We start from the raw sequence: 13,625 nt of genomic DNA, 5'->3' as shown, positions 1-13,625 counted from the left end.
GAGATAGACATCTGAAACCATAAACTGACCAAGCCCCAACTATGGGGCTAATGAAACCGGACAAACCTGAGCATCAAGCGCCATGTTGACCATCATCAGAATCGGCGGGACCAAAGGTTGTCCGCATTCCAGCAACCATGGCTACCACCCATAAAGCTCCCAAGACAATGAATATTGCATAAAACATGATGGTCATTCCTCACACAGTAAATGATTAATGGAGTATGGGTAGACCCTGAATGTCGCGAACAGTTCAAAAATCCATTTAAAAGGCCCGGCCATCCACTGCAACGATCACCCGAAGGCTTGGGCGGGGTTCACCACGATATTGGTAAAATCCCGTAATTTCATCTTGGGGCGCAAGTCGCTGACAATTGCCGCCTTGGCGACTGGAAGGGCCTGCCAGGCGTTATTGCCCCCATCTTCCACTACCGCCGCCACGGCAATTTGGGGATGATGGAGCGGTGCCCAGCCGATAAACAGGGAATCATCATTGTAAATCGTGCGACCATCCCGATAACCGATAGGCACTTCTGCCGTTCCGGTTTTTCCAGCCATGGGCAGACCGGGAGTGGCCATGCTTTTGCAGGTTCCCTGGGTCACACAGGCCGTCATCCCCTTGCGCACTGCCCGTAGGGCAAAAGCGGGAATATGTAGATTTTTCGGCGGTGGTATGGGTAAAGCTTGGCGGATACCGGTTTCAGGATTGATGAGCGCAGTGACTACATGCAGATAGGGTAAATACCCGCCATTGGCAATGGCCGAAACGGCGCGCACCAACTGCAGCGGGGTAACCAACAGGTATCCCTGGCCAATACCCAGAATCACCGAATCGCCGGTGTACCAGGGCTGGTGAAAACGCGCTTCTTTCCAGCGGGGTGTCGGGACGAAACCAGGAGCGCTGCCAGGCGTATCAATGGGTGCAGGATGCCCAAAACCAAAGCGCCAGAGGGCTGCATCCTGACGCTGAACACCCATCTTGATGGCCAGCTTGTAAAAAAATACGTCCACGGACCAAGCCAAGGCCTTGGTCAGCCCGGTTTCCCCGAAACCCGACCGATACCAGTCCCAGTAAACGTGACCACCCAGGCGAATATACCCGGGACAGTAGGTATGGAAATCGGGCTGGATGACCTTATCCTGCAAGGCCTCAATGGAATAAAAGGGCTTGATGCAGGAACCCGGCGGATACAGTCCTTGCGCCACCCGATTGAGCAAGGGACGCCCCTTGTCATGCAGCAGGCTTTGCCAGTGGGCATTGCTGATTCCGTCTACAAACCAGTTGGCATTGAAGCTGGGGTTACTGTAACTGGCGATGACCGCACCATTTTTCGGATTAACCGCTACCAGGGCGCCGCGAAAATGATTGCGGCGCATGACCCGGGCAACCGCCTGCTGCACCCGCAAACGCAAGCTGGTCTGAAGATTGTCCCCAGGCGTCGGTGCAATATTGCGCAAATTGGCCACCGGCACACCCAAGGCGTTCACTTCCTTGATCTGATAGCCGAATTTTCCCCGCAACTGACGCTCGAAAGCATATTCCAGACCATTCTCACCGATGAAGCGACGGTATATATATTTTTGGGGGTCAAAACCTTGCAGATTGCGAGCGCTGACCGGTCCGACATAACCCACCACCGAGGTAAACAGATTTTTGTAGGGATAATAGCGATGCCACTGGGCGGCCACCTGTACCCCTGGGAATTGCATATCACGCACCGAAAAGGCGGCGATTTGGGCAGCATCCAGGTGATGCAGCAGAATTCGGGGGATATAGGGCGGCTTGTCATCCAGGGTATGCAGCAGGTGCTGGAGATTTTTTGTCGGGATGGGAAACAATTGCTCCAGACGCCTCAGGGTCCCATGGAGATGCTCCGTTTGGTCGGGAATCAACTCCAGCACATAGCGCGGGTGATTGGCCGCGAGAATCTGGCCATGGCTGGCGAGAATCAGCCCACGCGCCGGCGAGACTGGAACAATGGCCGTGTGATTGGCCTGGGCCATTTGTCGGAAACGCTGATAATGCAGCACTTCCAGATCCACCAGACGCCAGAGCAGATACATGAATGCCAGCAGCAGCAAAACTACCGCCAGGACCAAACGACCCCGAAAGCGAGCGGTTTTCACGGCATTTGGACTCACAAAAAAGCCTCTTCAAAACCAGCAAATCGGGGGGATGACAATGACGTAATGGCCTCTGGTTACAAAGTCTATGGCTTAGCTGAGAGGCCATGATCGGGGGGAAAGTTCCCGCAGGATGATTCCGCCCTGTGCACCTGTCCGGGAACTTCCCGCCGGGAGCAGGCGTCTTAAGACGGGTGTATAGCACCGTAACCAAGACTGAAAGATGCCGCTAAAAAACCGTAATCCGATTCCCATGATGCGTATTGCTGCTGGATCCCTGTCAGAAAAATGCTGATGGTCGATATTCTGGAAATACTCCTCATTTTAGCGGGTATTGTGATCTTTACTGTTCCAGCCAGTCTCTTGGTGGAACGGATATTACGTCATTGGGACAATTAGGAGCCGTGATTTATGCCTTTACATACATTCAATTTTCAGCCTCGACAAATACTGGTTGCCGTAGTCGCCGCCACCGTTGGATTTGGATTGGGCGCAGCGGGATGGGCTTTGGCCGCAGATAACGGTTCAACGGCCACCGCCGTTTCTCCCGCAATCAAAGTTTCTGCCGATCCGCATAAGCTGGTGGATCTACCGGATTTCACGCCCATTGTGAACAAATATGGTAATGCCATCGTAAAAATTGATGATTCCGATACCAAAATCGTCCAGGGCGGAAACAGTGCGGATCCTTTCCCGAGAAATTCGCCTTTCTATCAGTTTTTTCAGGGTTTCCCAGGAGCCAATCCACCCCAGAAAGAAAAAATGGAGGCGCTGGGTTCCGGATTCATCATCTCCCCCAATGGTTATATCGTCACGGCAGGACATGTCGTGCGGGGTATGCATCATATTATTGTGACCCTTACCAATCATCATGCTTACCCTGCCAAAGTGGTGGGATTATCCGTGCGTTACGATACGGCGCTATTGAAAATTGATGCCCATAACCTGCCCACAGTCACTTTGGGAAACTCTCGTCATCTTAAAGTGGGACAGTGGTTACTGGCTATCGGTATGCCTTTTGGCTTTTATAATACGGTCACCCAGGGGGTGGTCAGCGCCTTGAATCGCCCACTTCCCCATGATGATGAATATATTCCCTTCATTCAGAGCGATGTGCCCATCAACCCGGGTAATTCCGGAGGACCCATTTTCAATATGGAAGGGCAGGTCGTGGGTATCAATGATCAGATTTATACCAATGATGGCGGTTATATGGGACTCTCTTTCAGCATTCCCATCAATACCGCCATGCGCGCTGTCCATGCCTTCGAGGCCCATAAAAAACTCCGCTTTGGCTGGCTCGGCGTGGATGTCCAGGAAGTCACTCCGCAGATGGCCAAGGCCCTGCACCTGAAAGAACCGGTGGGCGCCCTGGTCGCCTCGGTCAGCCCCCATGAGGCTGCTGCCAAGGCCGGGTTGAAGCCTGGCGATGTGATTGTGACTTACAATCACGAAGCCATTTACAGCGTAGGTCAACTCCCCCCGCTGGTTGGCGATACCCCGCCTGGAACCACCGTGCCCATGGGTATTTTGCGTCATGGCAAAGCGGAAACCTTGCAAGTCACTGTTGGCACCATGCCTGCCAAGATGCGGCATATTGAAGCCGAAAAAACCGCCGATATCCGCCGTCTGGGACTGCGGGTCACCACTCTGGATCAGGCCGCGCAAAAACGTCTCGGCATTCATCATGGCGTCATGATTGAGAGCATTTATCCTGGTCCTGCCGCGCAAATGGGGCTGACGGACGGCATGGCCATCCAGCAGATTGACCAGCAAATGGTCAACAGTCCGGAGCAACTGCAGCAGATTGTCCGGAAATTGCCTGCCCATACGCCCATTCCCTTGCTGGTACGCCAGGGGCATCAAAGTCTTTACGTCGTCATCACTTTGCCGGAGCACTAAAAATCAAACCTGCTTACTACAAGGAAGTCGCATGCGCCACAAATCCACCTCGCAGCAGCCAACCCGTTTCCTATTGCTGGCTGCTTTTGCCACCCTGCTGTCGGGAGGCACCGCCTTTGCCAATACCGCCCTGCTGATGCCCCCCCCACCGCCCATAGCCGATGCCAAAAGCTATGTGCTGATGGATTTTCAGACCGGGCAGATCATCGCGGAAAAAAATGCCAACCTACAGTTGCCTCCAGCCAGTCTGACCAAATTGATGACGGCCTACCTGACTTACGGGGCTCTGGCCGATGGCGCCCTGCACTGGCATCAACGCATTCATGTGAGCCGGGTGGCTTGGCATACCGGCGGGTCGAGCATGTTCATCCAGCCGAATCTGCCTGTCACCGTCGATCAACTCATGCACGGACTGATCATTGACTCCGGAAATGATGCGGCAGTGGCATTGGCCCAGGCCGTGGCTGGCAGCCGCGCCAGTTTTGTGGACGAGATGAATGCCACGGCCCGCAAATTGGGTTTACCGGGTGCCCACTATGGCGATGTGGATGGGCTTCCGACCCCCGACCTGCATCTTTCCGCACTGGATATCGCCATGATTTCCCGGGATCTGATTGCGAAATATCCGCAAGTCATTCATATCTCCAAGATCAAATACTATCGCTACAACCACATCACCCAGCGGAGTTGGAATCCGGCGCTCTTCGGGCATCCAGACATTGATGGCCTGAAAACCGGACATACCACCGCTGCGGGACACTGCATGGATACCACGGCGGTACGCAACGGGCGCCGCCTCATCGCCGTGGTCATGGGCGCACCCAGCTGGTCGAGTGGCGTCAATGATGTGGTGGCCTTGCTGGATTATGGCTATCGCTTCACCACGGACCATACCGTCACCAAAGCCGGAACCGTTGTCGGCTCCTACAGCGACACCAGTCTGGACCCGGATAAGCTTCCGGTCACTGTCGCCCGGAATGTCGAGGTCATGGTTCCCACCGGCGCAGAAAAGGATCTGAAAACCCAGGTGACCTATCAGAAAATCGGTAGCCAGGGCATTGCCAAAGGCCAGAAACTCGGGGAAATGACCGTAACCCTGAACGGCAAGGTGCTGGGCACCACGGATCTGGTCGCAGCCGAGGCCGCCAAACCAGCAGGCACCTTCGGCAGCCTCTGGAATCGCGTCAAACAACTCGTATAAAACCATCAGGAGCCTTTTATGCTTTGGCCTATTCGTCGACCCATTCCATTCCCGGCCCTCCTGCTGGCATTGGGCGTCCTGCCTCTCAATGCCAGCGCCCTGACCGTCAACATCAGCAAGGCGGTCAGCAGCTCGGCCCCCGTCGCGGTTCCCTCCTTTGGCCCCGGCCCGGCCGGACAGCCGGACATTGCCAGCATTGTGCGTTATGACTTGGAACACAGTGGCTATTTTTCGGTGATCAATCCCACACTGTATCCTGATGATCCCCACTCCGCCGCCGCCATTGACGCCGCCAAATGGGAAAAAACCGGGGCACTGGCCATGGCCGTGGGGAAAGTCCGGCAAACACCCAGTGGCTATGTCGTGGATGCCGACACTGTCAGTCTGATCACCCACAAGATGCTGGCGGGTCGCCGCTATGTCTGCAATGCCGAGGGTTATCACATGGTCGGCCAGGAAATTGCCGACCTGCTCTATCAGCAGATTACCGGCGAGCCAGGCCCCTTTGCCAGTCATATTGCCTATGTGGATCAACAGGGCAGCCATTACGACCTGGATGTGGCCCAGTCCGACGGCTGGAATGCCCGCAGTATTTTACGCGGCAGAATCCCGATCATCTCACCGGACTGGTCGCCCCATGGTCGGCAATTGGCTTACGTCACCTACCAGCACCGCCATTCGGTCATCTACATTCAGGATCTCGCCAACGGTCAGCGTCAGCAGGTTCCCGACCAAGGCAGCGCCCTGAGCGCTCCCGCCTTTTCGCCCAACGGCCGGTATCTGGCTTTCGCCAAGGTCTGGGAACGGGGACGCACCGAATTGGTGCTTGAAAACCTGCATACCGGCCATGAGCAGGTATTGACTCGCCAGGGAACCGTCAATACCAGTCCCAGCTGGTCACCCGGAGGCCATCATCTGGTTTTTGTCTCCAACCGCCAGGGGAGTGCCCAGATTTATCGGATGCGGGCCAATGGCAGCCACATTCAGCGTCTGAGTTATGCCGGTGGATACAATGTTTCACCCAGCTATGCTCCCAATGGTCGCTGGATTGCCTTTATTCATTCCTATCGCGGGGTGCTGTCCCTGGCAGAAATGCGCCCCGACGGCAATGATCTGCAGGTGCTTTATGACGGCGGCAACTGCGAGCACCCCAGCTTTGCCGAGGACGGCCGCATGCTGGTTTTTGCCACCCATCGCGGTGGACAAAAGGTGTTGGGAGAAGTGGCCGCCAACGGCAAGGGCCTGCATTTTCTGGATATTGCCGGACAGGCTAACGAACCGGCCTGGTCTCCGGGTTGACGGTCCCAATGTCAGACGCGCGCCCATCTTGTCTCCAATGCCGCGCGTGGCGTCCGTCCTCCAAGCCCTGCTTTTGCCTTGCGTAACCAGCGCAGGGCTTTCCCCTGATTGCCGGGTGAGGGGCGTGACCGGCCAGATAATGAGCAGGCCATTGATAATGGTCGCAAAGCCCATGGGAATGGCGCCGATAAACAGGGATTGTACCGGATGCTGAAAGAGACGGCGGAAGCTGGCCGGGTAAAAACACCGCCCGCCCATTCCCATACGGAAACTCCGCGAGCATGAGCGCCAAAATACCCGTACCCATATTGGCGACAAACCAGTTGGGAGTGAAATGACGAATGGTTTCCCTGGGGTCATTCCCCGGTGCTTCAGCCCGTATTTTCATGGCATTTTCTTCGGCTGCGGTGAATATACGGAGAGCTTGCACCTGGACAGATTATGCATCCAATGCTAGTTTTTCATGATTGAAATAAGTACAGGTGATTTTATCATATTGAAAAGCAGACATGCTGCACCAGCGTATTGACCCTGTTTTACTGCTGGTCTGGGCCCAGGCAGCGCGGCACGGGAATCTCCATGCAGCGGCAGAAAGCCTGTTCATGACCCAACCGGCCGTGTCTCATCGCCTTAAAAACCTGCAAGAAATGGTTGGCGAACCGCTTTATCAACGGACCCGCCACGGCATCACCCCCACCGCCATGGGCATGGCTCTGTTGCGCATAGCCGAACAAATTGAAAACGCCATGGAAGATGCCCAGACCCTCTGTCAGGACACCGAAAAAATGTTGCGTGGGTCGCTGTCCATCCTCGCCAGCCACAGCAATGCGGAAAGCTTGCTGCCCCAGGCCATTGCCCGATTCCAGCAACAATTTCCAGGAGTTTCCCTGCGCCTGACGGCCACCAACAGCCGCGCCGCACGAAGCATGCGCGATCAGGCTGACCTGATTTTTGTCGAGGATGACCTGACGGCGCCAGGACATGCCGAGTGGGTGCAGGAAACCTTGCAGGAAACAACCATTGTCTTGCTGGCCCCCGAAAACCCGCGCTGGCTGCAGCTAGCCTCTACCCCACTGCCTCTGCAGACACTGGCATCGGAAGCCCTGGTCTGGCGGGAAGAAGGTTCGGGCATCCGCGAACATGCCCTGCAGGCCCTGAAAGAGGTCGGGATATATCCGGAAATCCGTTATGAACTGAGTGGTCTGGCCGCCATTCGCGATGCGGTGCGCTGCGGCCTGGGCGTGAGTTTCGTTTCGGCCCTGAATGACGGCGGGGGACAGCGCCCAGGACTGATCACCCTGAATACGGAACCGCGCATTCAACATCGCCTTTCAGTACTGTATCGCCGGGAAACCAGCCACAGCACCAGAGCTTTCCTGGATCTGCTCCGCCAGCAACCCTTATAAAACGGCGGTGAGCAGGTTTTAAATCATCTGCTTATTTGGGAAATCACCTTCAGGGTACGCTGATCCGGGCGATCCGGGTGCTGTACCAGCCAGTGATGGCTGACTTCAAAAGCCCCCCAGAAACACAGGGCGATAATAATCAGGGCCAGCCACTGCTTCATCATCAATCTCCTAGAAAATCTGCATCAATGCATGAATGAAACTCTGGGTTTCTGCACTGACTTTGGGTTTGGGCTTGGGCGGCAGATAACCGGCAAGGAAATAACCCAGAGGGTACTTATGCCCGGGATCATGCCGGGGTGCGAGATCCCCGGTTTTGGGATTGTAATGTGCCGTCACCACATCGGGAGGCTGGAAGAAGCCCAGATCGGGATATGCGGCCAGCGCCGTATGCATGTAACGAATCCAGATCGGGAGGGCTTCGCGGGCTCCTGCCGCCCAGGTACCCATGGATTGATTATTGTCGTAACCCACCCAGACAGAAGTGGTGATGTTGGGATTAAAACCGTTGAACCAGGCATTATCCTCGTGATTGGTGGTGCCGGTTTTGCCCGCCAGATCGTGACGATGCAAAATCTGCGCAGCGACCCCAGTGCCCACCCGGATCACCCGTTCCATCATGCGAGTCATCAAAAAGGCAACGCCGGGCGGGATCACGGTTTGTCTTGCCGGAGGCCGATAACCCAAGGGGCAACCCAGCAACGACACCGTAGTGCCATGGGCCGTGACAATCCTACGAATCAAGTAGGGATGCGGCAAAAACCCTCCACTGGAAAACACCGCATAACCCCGGGCAATTTGCAGAGGCGTAAAATCTCCCGAACCCAGCACCATGGAGGGGGAAGCGGGAATCTGTTTTGCCGGAATCCCAAAGCGTTCCACATAGCGCTTGGCGTAGGGAATGCCCACATGCATCAACAAACGCACGCTGGGGACATTATGGGAGTCTGCCAGATCCTCCCATACCGGAAAGGGAGTATTGGAAAAAGTCCGGCTGTAGTTGGTAGGAGCATAAATCTGCCCGTCGCTGAGATGAATCACCAGGGGGGTGTCGGCAATGAGTGATACGGGCGTCAGATAATGTTTGCGGCCGCTGGCCAGATAAGTCGGCGCATCCATGGCCGAGGAATACACAAAAGGCTTGAATCCCGACCCCGGCTGACGAAAGGCGTACAATGCCCGGTCAAAATGGCTGAGCTCATAACTGAACCCTCCCGACAGGGCGAGGATGGCACCGCTATGACTGTCCAGAGAAACCAAAGCGCCCTGCACATGGGGTATCTGCGCCAGTTGCCAGCCGCCATGGGGAATATCATGCCAGACCTTGGTTCCCCACACCGGATTACCCGTGCCCGAAGTGGCGGCCACCACGTAGCGCCTCAGCCAGATCAGATCACCTCGCTGCAAGACCTGATTGACAGCCGTCGGCGGATTTCCCTTCGGGGCTGAGCGCGCCCAGGCCACATCACGCAAAGTCAGATGCACCAGGCGTCGGCCTTCAAAAGAAACCGTCGCCATGACCGGCGTGGCCTTGACGACAACCCCCCAGTGCAAATTAGCGGGATTATGGTTGGGCAACTGGCTGGGGCGCTGGCCTTGCAGCGCCGTTTCCATGGCGCTGGTGGATAACTGGGCAATGGGACCATGCCAGGCTTTGGGATCCATGCTGTCCAGCCCCATGCAGTAATTTTCGAGGCCCACGGCAATATCCCGATCTGCCGCCCGCTGGTCGGTCGGATTGATGCTGGTGTATACCCGCAGGCCGGTACGATAGGTGAAATCGGCACCAAAGTGCTTTTCCAGCCAATTCCGAATCCAGTCGGTAGCATAAGGCGCAATATTGCTGGCCGGGGCGTGATAATGGGCTTTGATGGGTTCGGCCAGAGCTGCTTCTTCCTGGGCCTTGCTGATGTATCCATAACGCGCCATATGGCGCAATACATAATCCCGGCGGGTTTTGGCCGAGGCCGGGGAAGCTATGGGATTGAAATCCGAGGGTGCTGCGGGCAACCCTGCCAGGGTGGCCATTTCGGCGATACTGAGTTGATTGACGGTTTTGCCGTAATAGGTTTCCGCCGCCGCCTGTACCCCGTAAGCTCCCTCACCCAGATAAATCTTGTTGAGGTACAAGTCGAGGATCTGGGGTCGGTGCAAACGTGCCGCCAGTTTATACGCCAGCAGGATCTCCGCCACCTTGCGGGTGATGGTTTTCTTGGGGGTCAAATAAAAGTTGCGGGCCACCTGTTCGGTAATGGTGCTGGCCCCCTGGACGGGCGCCATGTGCACCAGATCCACAAAAGCTGCCCGGATAATCCCGGGGAAACTCACGGGATAATACAATGGGTTATGGCTGTAGAATTTGGAATTCTCGGCAGAAATAAAGGCTTCCTGCAGTGTTTTGGGAATTTGTTGCAGGGGCAGGGCATAACGCAGTTGCGGCCCGACCACCTGTAGCAGATGGCCATTGTCCGCATAAATGCGCAAAGGTTCCTGGGGATGCCAATTTTCGAGCTGTACGACAGGGGGTAACTCCTGCCAGATCCGCCAGGTCCAGACCCCGATGCCCACCACGATATTGAGGGCAATCAGCAGCAGAACCACAAGCGTCCAGAATACCCAGCGTCGCCGGGAGGAAATTCCACGCGCAGCCAAAATCAGCTCCTGGTCCGCTGAACGGCAGGCTGTTTGATCTCCAGCCCGATCATAACCAGGACTCGCCTTCGTGAATCAGGCGTGTGAACCAACCCGCCGGTTTTACCGCGCTCTGGGCATGAACGGGAACCGTTTTCAGGAGATGACCGTGCCAGGAAATTTGCAGGTTGCCCAGCGCGGCTCCCGCCGCGAGCGGTGCCTTCAAATCGGGAATGGCGACAAAACGGGTCTGTAACTGGTTCTTCTGCTGCTTGGGTTCAGAAACCACCACAGGACTGACGGTAACGCCTTTCACCGAGGCCGGACTCCAGTCACCATTATGCATCTGGGCAACAACTGCTCCCGCTTTGTAGAGAGACACATTGCGCCAACCGTTCCAGCCGTAATGCAGCAAGGTACTGGCATCACTGCCTGCGGCACTGCGGGAAGGCGCACCCAACACCACCGCCACCAAGGTGCGACCGTCACGGGTCGCACTGACCGCCAAATTCCAACTGTTTTTACCGGCTAACCCTACGCCCAGGCCATTCACCCCATTCTGTCCGGCGAGGGGATTATAGTTGTACTGGGTAATGTGGTTATAGGTATAGGACAGCTTTCCCGCCACCTGCATCACTTGCGGATAAGTCTGAATCAGGTGCTCCGACAAACGGGCAAGGTCCAGAGCCGTGCTGGTTTGACCCGGTTGTGGCAATCCATCAGGATTGGTGAAATGGGTATGGTGCAAACCCATGGCAGCCGCGTCATGGTTCATCAGGTCCACAAAGCCGCCCACACTGCCCGCCACTGTTTCGGCAATGGCGATGGCCGCATCATTACCACCGTCAATCAGCAGTCCGTGGGTCAGCTCTGTCATGGTCACCGGCAGCCCCGGCTGGATGAACATGCGGGAACCCTGGGCATGCCAGGCTTCATTGGAAACATGCACATTTTCATCGGGCTGGACCAGTCCCTGCTTTTCCGCCTGATACATCAGGTAAGCGGTCATGAGCTTCACCAGCCCCGAGGGATTGACGGGTTTTTGATCATTTTCCGCCATCAGCACCTGACCACTGTCGACGTCCAACAAAACGGCAGACTGGATACCCGTCAGTTGTGGCGCCGGCATGGGTGGTGGCGGCGGCAGGGTGGGCATGGGCGGCAAGGGCGGGACAGCAGCATAAGCAACGCTCCCCCAGGCAAATACGGCCGTAATGGCCAGAATAATAGGCTGTTTCATATGGTTGGGCGGCTCTTCAATCCGGCTGATAATCCTTCATTGGAAAACCGCGGCCGGGTAAAAGTTCCCGTACCGCCGCAAAGACCAACTAAAGCAGAGGCCACCAACAAATCTACCTCCCTTTTTACGGTACTAGGATCACGTCCCAGTCTCTCGGAGATCTCGGTGATGGAGAGCGGTTGTTCCAGAACCACCTGCATCAATGGCCTCGCCGCCGCAAATAGCGCTCCAGCAAGTTCGAGGTGGAGCCGTCATGGGAATGATGGGTTTTGCCTTGCAGGTCAGTAACAATGCGCTGCGCCAGCAGCTTGCCCAGTTCCACTCCCCACTGGTCAAAAGAATCAATGCCCCAGATGATCCCTTGGGTAAACACGCTGTGCTCATATAAGGCCACCAGTGTCCCCAGACTATGAGGACTCAAGGCATCTACCAGCAGAACGCTGCTCGGCCGATTCCCGGCAAAAGTACGGAAAGGTATCTGGGCCTCGGGAACACCTTCACTGCGCAATTCTTCCGCGCTTTTACCAAAAGCCAGGGCTTCCGTCTGGGCAATGAGATTTGCCATCAATAGTTCATGCTGCTCTGCCGAAGCGCTGAGAGGATGGCAGAAGCCGATAAAATCGCAGGGAATCAGACGGGTACCTTGATGGATCAATTGGTAGAAAGAATGCTGACCGTCCGTGCCGGGCTCACCCCAGATAATGGGTCCGGTATCGATGGACAGCCATTGACCCGTCTCATCCACACTTTTGCCGTTGCTTTCCATCTGCAGTTGCTGCAAATACGCCGGGAAACGCGCCAGATCATAGGCATAGGGCAGAATCGCCTGAGTCTGCGCTCCCCAGAAATTATTGTACCAGATGGACAGGAGGCCCAATAGCACCGGAAGATTTTTCTCCAGCGGGGCATTCTGAAAATGCAGATCCATGGCATGAAAACCGTCCAGCATGGCCTGAAAATGCTGCACGCCGACCCCGAGCATGGTGGACAGGCCAATGGCTGAATCCATGGAATAGCGACCACCCACCCAGTCCCAAAAACCGAACATGTGCTCGGTATCCATGCCGAAAGCCTTGACCGCCTCGACATTGGTGGAAACCGCCACGAAATGCTGGGCCACCGCCTCCTCCCCGAGAGCGGCAACGAGCCATTGCCGGGCCGCATGGGCATTGGTCATGGTCTCCAGAGTCGTAAAGGTTTTCGAGGAAATGATGAACAGGGTCTCGGCCGGGTCCAGATGCGCGGTCACATCGCTGAGGGTGGCACCATCCACATTGGCCACAAAATGCAGATGTATATGGGGATGACGATAGGCCCGCAGCGCTTTCCAGGCCATTTCCGGACCCAGGTAGGAACCGCCAATGCCAATATTCACGATCTGGCGGATGGGTTTTCCGGTGGCCCCTCGCCAGGACTCCGCATGAATGGCCTGGGTGAAATCAGCCATATGATCCAGGACCCGATGCACCTCGGGGACGACATCCACGCCATCCGTCCGCATGACGGTACCCTTGGGAGCCCGCAAAGCCGCATGAAAAGCCGCCCTGCCCTCGGTAAGGTTAATTTTTTCTCCGGCAAACATGGCGTCCCGGCGGGTCTCCAGGTCACGGCTCCGAGCAAGAGCCAAAAGCAGGTTCATGCTTTCCCGACGTAGCAGATGCTTGGAATAATCCAGATAAATCCCGCAGGCTTCTGCCGTAAAATGGGTGGCACGCTGGGGATCTTCCTGAAAAAGCTGGCGCAGGGTAACACCTTCCCAGGTCTGACGATGGGCCTGTAAATGTTGCCAGGCGGGTGTGACATTGAGCGGGGCTAGCGACAT

The 13,625-nt window shown here is 56.1% G+C and carries 9 protein-coding genes and 1 pseudogene; 4 read left to right on the top strand and 6 right to left on the bottom strand.

Annotated elements, in window-relative coordinates; all coding sequences use genetic code 11:
- Nucleotides 1-294: 294 nt before the first annotated feature.
- Nucleotides 295-2,142 carry a penicillin-binding protein 2 gene (gene mrdA, locus ACJU26_RS01625; protein WP_414040822.1) on the bottom strand — a complete coding sequence of 616 codons (1,848 nt, stop codon included), beginning with the start codon at nucleotides 2,140-2,142 and terminating at the stop codon, nucleotides 295-297.
- A gap of 393 nt (nucleotides 2,143-2,535) precedes the next feature.
- Here mrdA and ACJU26_RS01620 point away from each other — a divergent pair, with 393 nt between their 5' ends.
- Genes ACJU26_RS01620 through tolB form a run of 3 tightly spaced genes read left to right on the top strand, consistent with a single transcriptional unit; the run spans nucleotide 2,536 to nucleotide 6,526 of the window.
- Nucleotides 2,536-4,026, top strand: coding sequence for a Do family serine endopeptidase (locus tag ACJU26_RS01620; protein WP_414040821.1), 1,491 nt, complete (start codon nucleotides 2,536-2,538; stop codon nucleotides 4,024-4,026).
- A 31-nt stretch (nucleotides 4,027-4,057) separates the two neighbouring features.
- Nucleotides 4,058-5,227: a D-alanyl-D-alanine carboxypeptidase family protein gene (locus ACJU26_RS01615; protein WP_414040820.1), complete on the top strand. Its 1,170-nt coding sequence runs from the start codon at nucleotides 4,058-4,060 to the stop codon at nucleotides 5,225-5,227.
- Between the two features lie 18 nt (nucleotides 5,228-5,245).
- Complete coding sequence (gene tolB / locus ACJU26_RS01610) at nucleotides 5,246-6,526, top strand: Tol-Pal system beta propeller repeat protein TolB (RefSeq protein ID WP_414040819.1); 1,281 nt, start codon at nucleotides 5,246-5,248, stop codon at nucleotides 6,524-6,526.
- Nucleotides 6,527-6,640: 114 nt separating this feature from the next.
- On the opposite strand, the pseudogene ACJU26_RS01605 reads toward tolB, so the two are convergent.
- Nucleotides 6,641-6,914: pseudogene (locus ACJU26_RS01605) on the bottom strand (C4-dicarboxylate ABC transporter); the annotation flags it as partial.
- 121 nt (nucleotides 6,915-7,035) lie between these two features.
- Here ACJU26_RS01605 and ACJU26_RS01600 point away from each other — a divergent pair.
- Complete coding sequence (locus tag ACJU26_RS01600; RefSeq protein WP_414040818.1) at nucleotides 7,036-7,932, top strand: LysR family transcriptional regulator; 897 nt, start codon at nucleotides 7,036-7,038, stop codon at nucleotides 7,930-7,932.
- Between the two features lie 23 nt (nucleotides 7,933-7,955).
- On the opposite strand, the gene ACJU26_RS01595 is transcribed toward ACJU26_RS01600, so the two are convergent.
- The 4 genes from ACJU26_RS01595 to pgi form a co-directional block, all read right to left on the bottom strand.
- Nucleotides 7,956-8,096, bottom strand: a complete 141-nt coding sequence (locus ACJU26_RS01595; RefSeq protein WP_414040817.1) for a hypothetical protein — start codon at nucleotides 8,094-8,096, stop codon at nucleotides 7,956-7,958.
- 7 nt (nucleotides 8,097-8,103) lie between these two features.
- A complete protein-coding gene (locus ACJU26_RS01590) occupies nucleotides 8,104-10,584 on the bottom strand; it encodes a penicillin-binding protein 1A (RefSeq protein WP_414040816.1) in 2,481 nt (826 codons plus the stop codon).
- Nucleotides 10,585-10,633: 49 nt separating this feature from the next.
- Entirely contained in the window at nucleotides 10,634-11,803 is a 1,170-nt protein-coding gene (locus tag ACJU26_RS01585) for a D-alanyl-D-alanine carboxypeptidase family protein (RefSeq protein WP_414040815.1), read from the bottom strand.
- A gap of 199 nt (nucleotides 11,804-12,002) precedes the next feature.
- A complete protein-coding gene (gene pgi, locus ACJU26_RS01580; RefSeq protein WP_414040814.1) occupies nucleotides 12,003-13,625 on the bottom strand; it encodes a glucose-6-phosphate isomerase in 1,623 nt (540 codons plus the stop codon).

It is taken from the genome of Acidithiobacillus sp. M4-SHS-6 (assembly GCF_047421495.1).
Taxonomy (GTDB): domain Bacteria; phylum Pseudomonadota; class Gammaproteobacteria; order Acidithiobacillales; family Acidithiobacillaceae; genus Acidithiobacillus.
This window is presented reverse-complemented; position numbering and strand designations above follow the sequence as displayed.

Coding starts and splice junctions, on each gene's coding strand:
- ACJU26_RS01620 (WP_414040821.1), top strand. CDS start 2,536: ATGCCTTTACATACATTCAATTTTCAGCCTCGACAAATACTGGTTGCC.
- ACJU26_RS01615 (WP_414040820.1), top strand. CDS start 4,058: ATGCGCCACAAATCCACCTCGCAGCAGCCAACCCGTTTCCTATTGCTG.
- tolB (WP_414040819.1), top strand. CDS start 5,246: ATGCTTTGGCCTATTCGTCGACCCATTCCATTCCCGGCCCTCCTGCTG.
- ACJU26_RS01600 (WP_414040818.1), top strand. CDS start 7,036: ATGCTGCACCAGCGTATTGACCCTGTTTTACTGCTGGTCTGGGCCCAG.
- ACJU26_RS01595 (WP_414040817.1), bottom strand. CDS start 8,096: ATGATGAAGCAGTGGCTGGCCCTGATTATTATCGCCCTGTGTTTCTGG.
- ACJU26_RS01585 (WP_414040815.1), bottom strand. CDS start 11,803: ATGAAACAGCCTATTATTCTGGCCATTACGGCCGTATTTGCCTGGGGG.
- pgi (WP_414040814.1), bottom strand. CDS start 13,625: ATGTCGCTAGCCCCGCTCAATGTCACACCCGCCTGGCAACATTTACAG.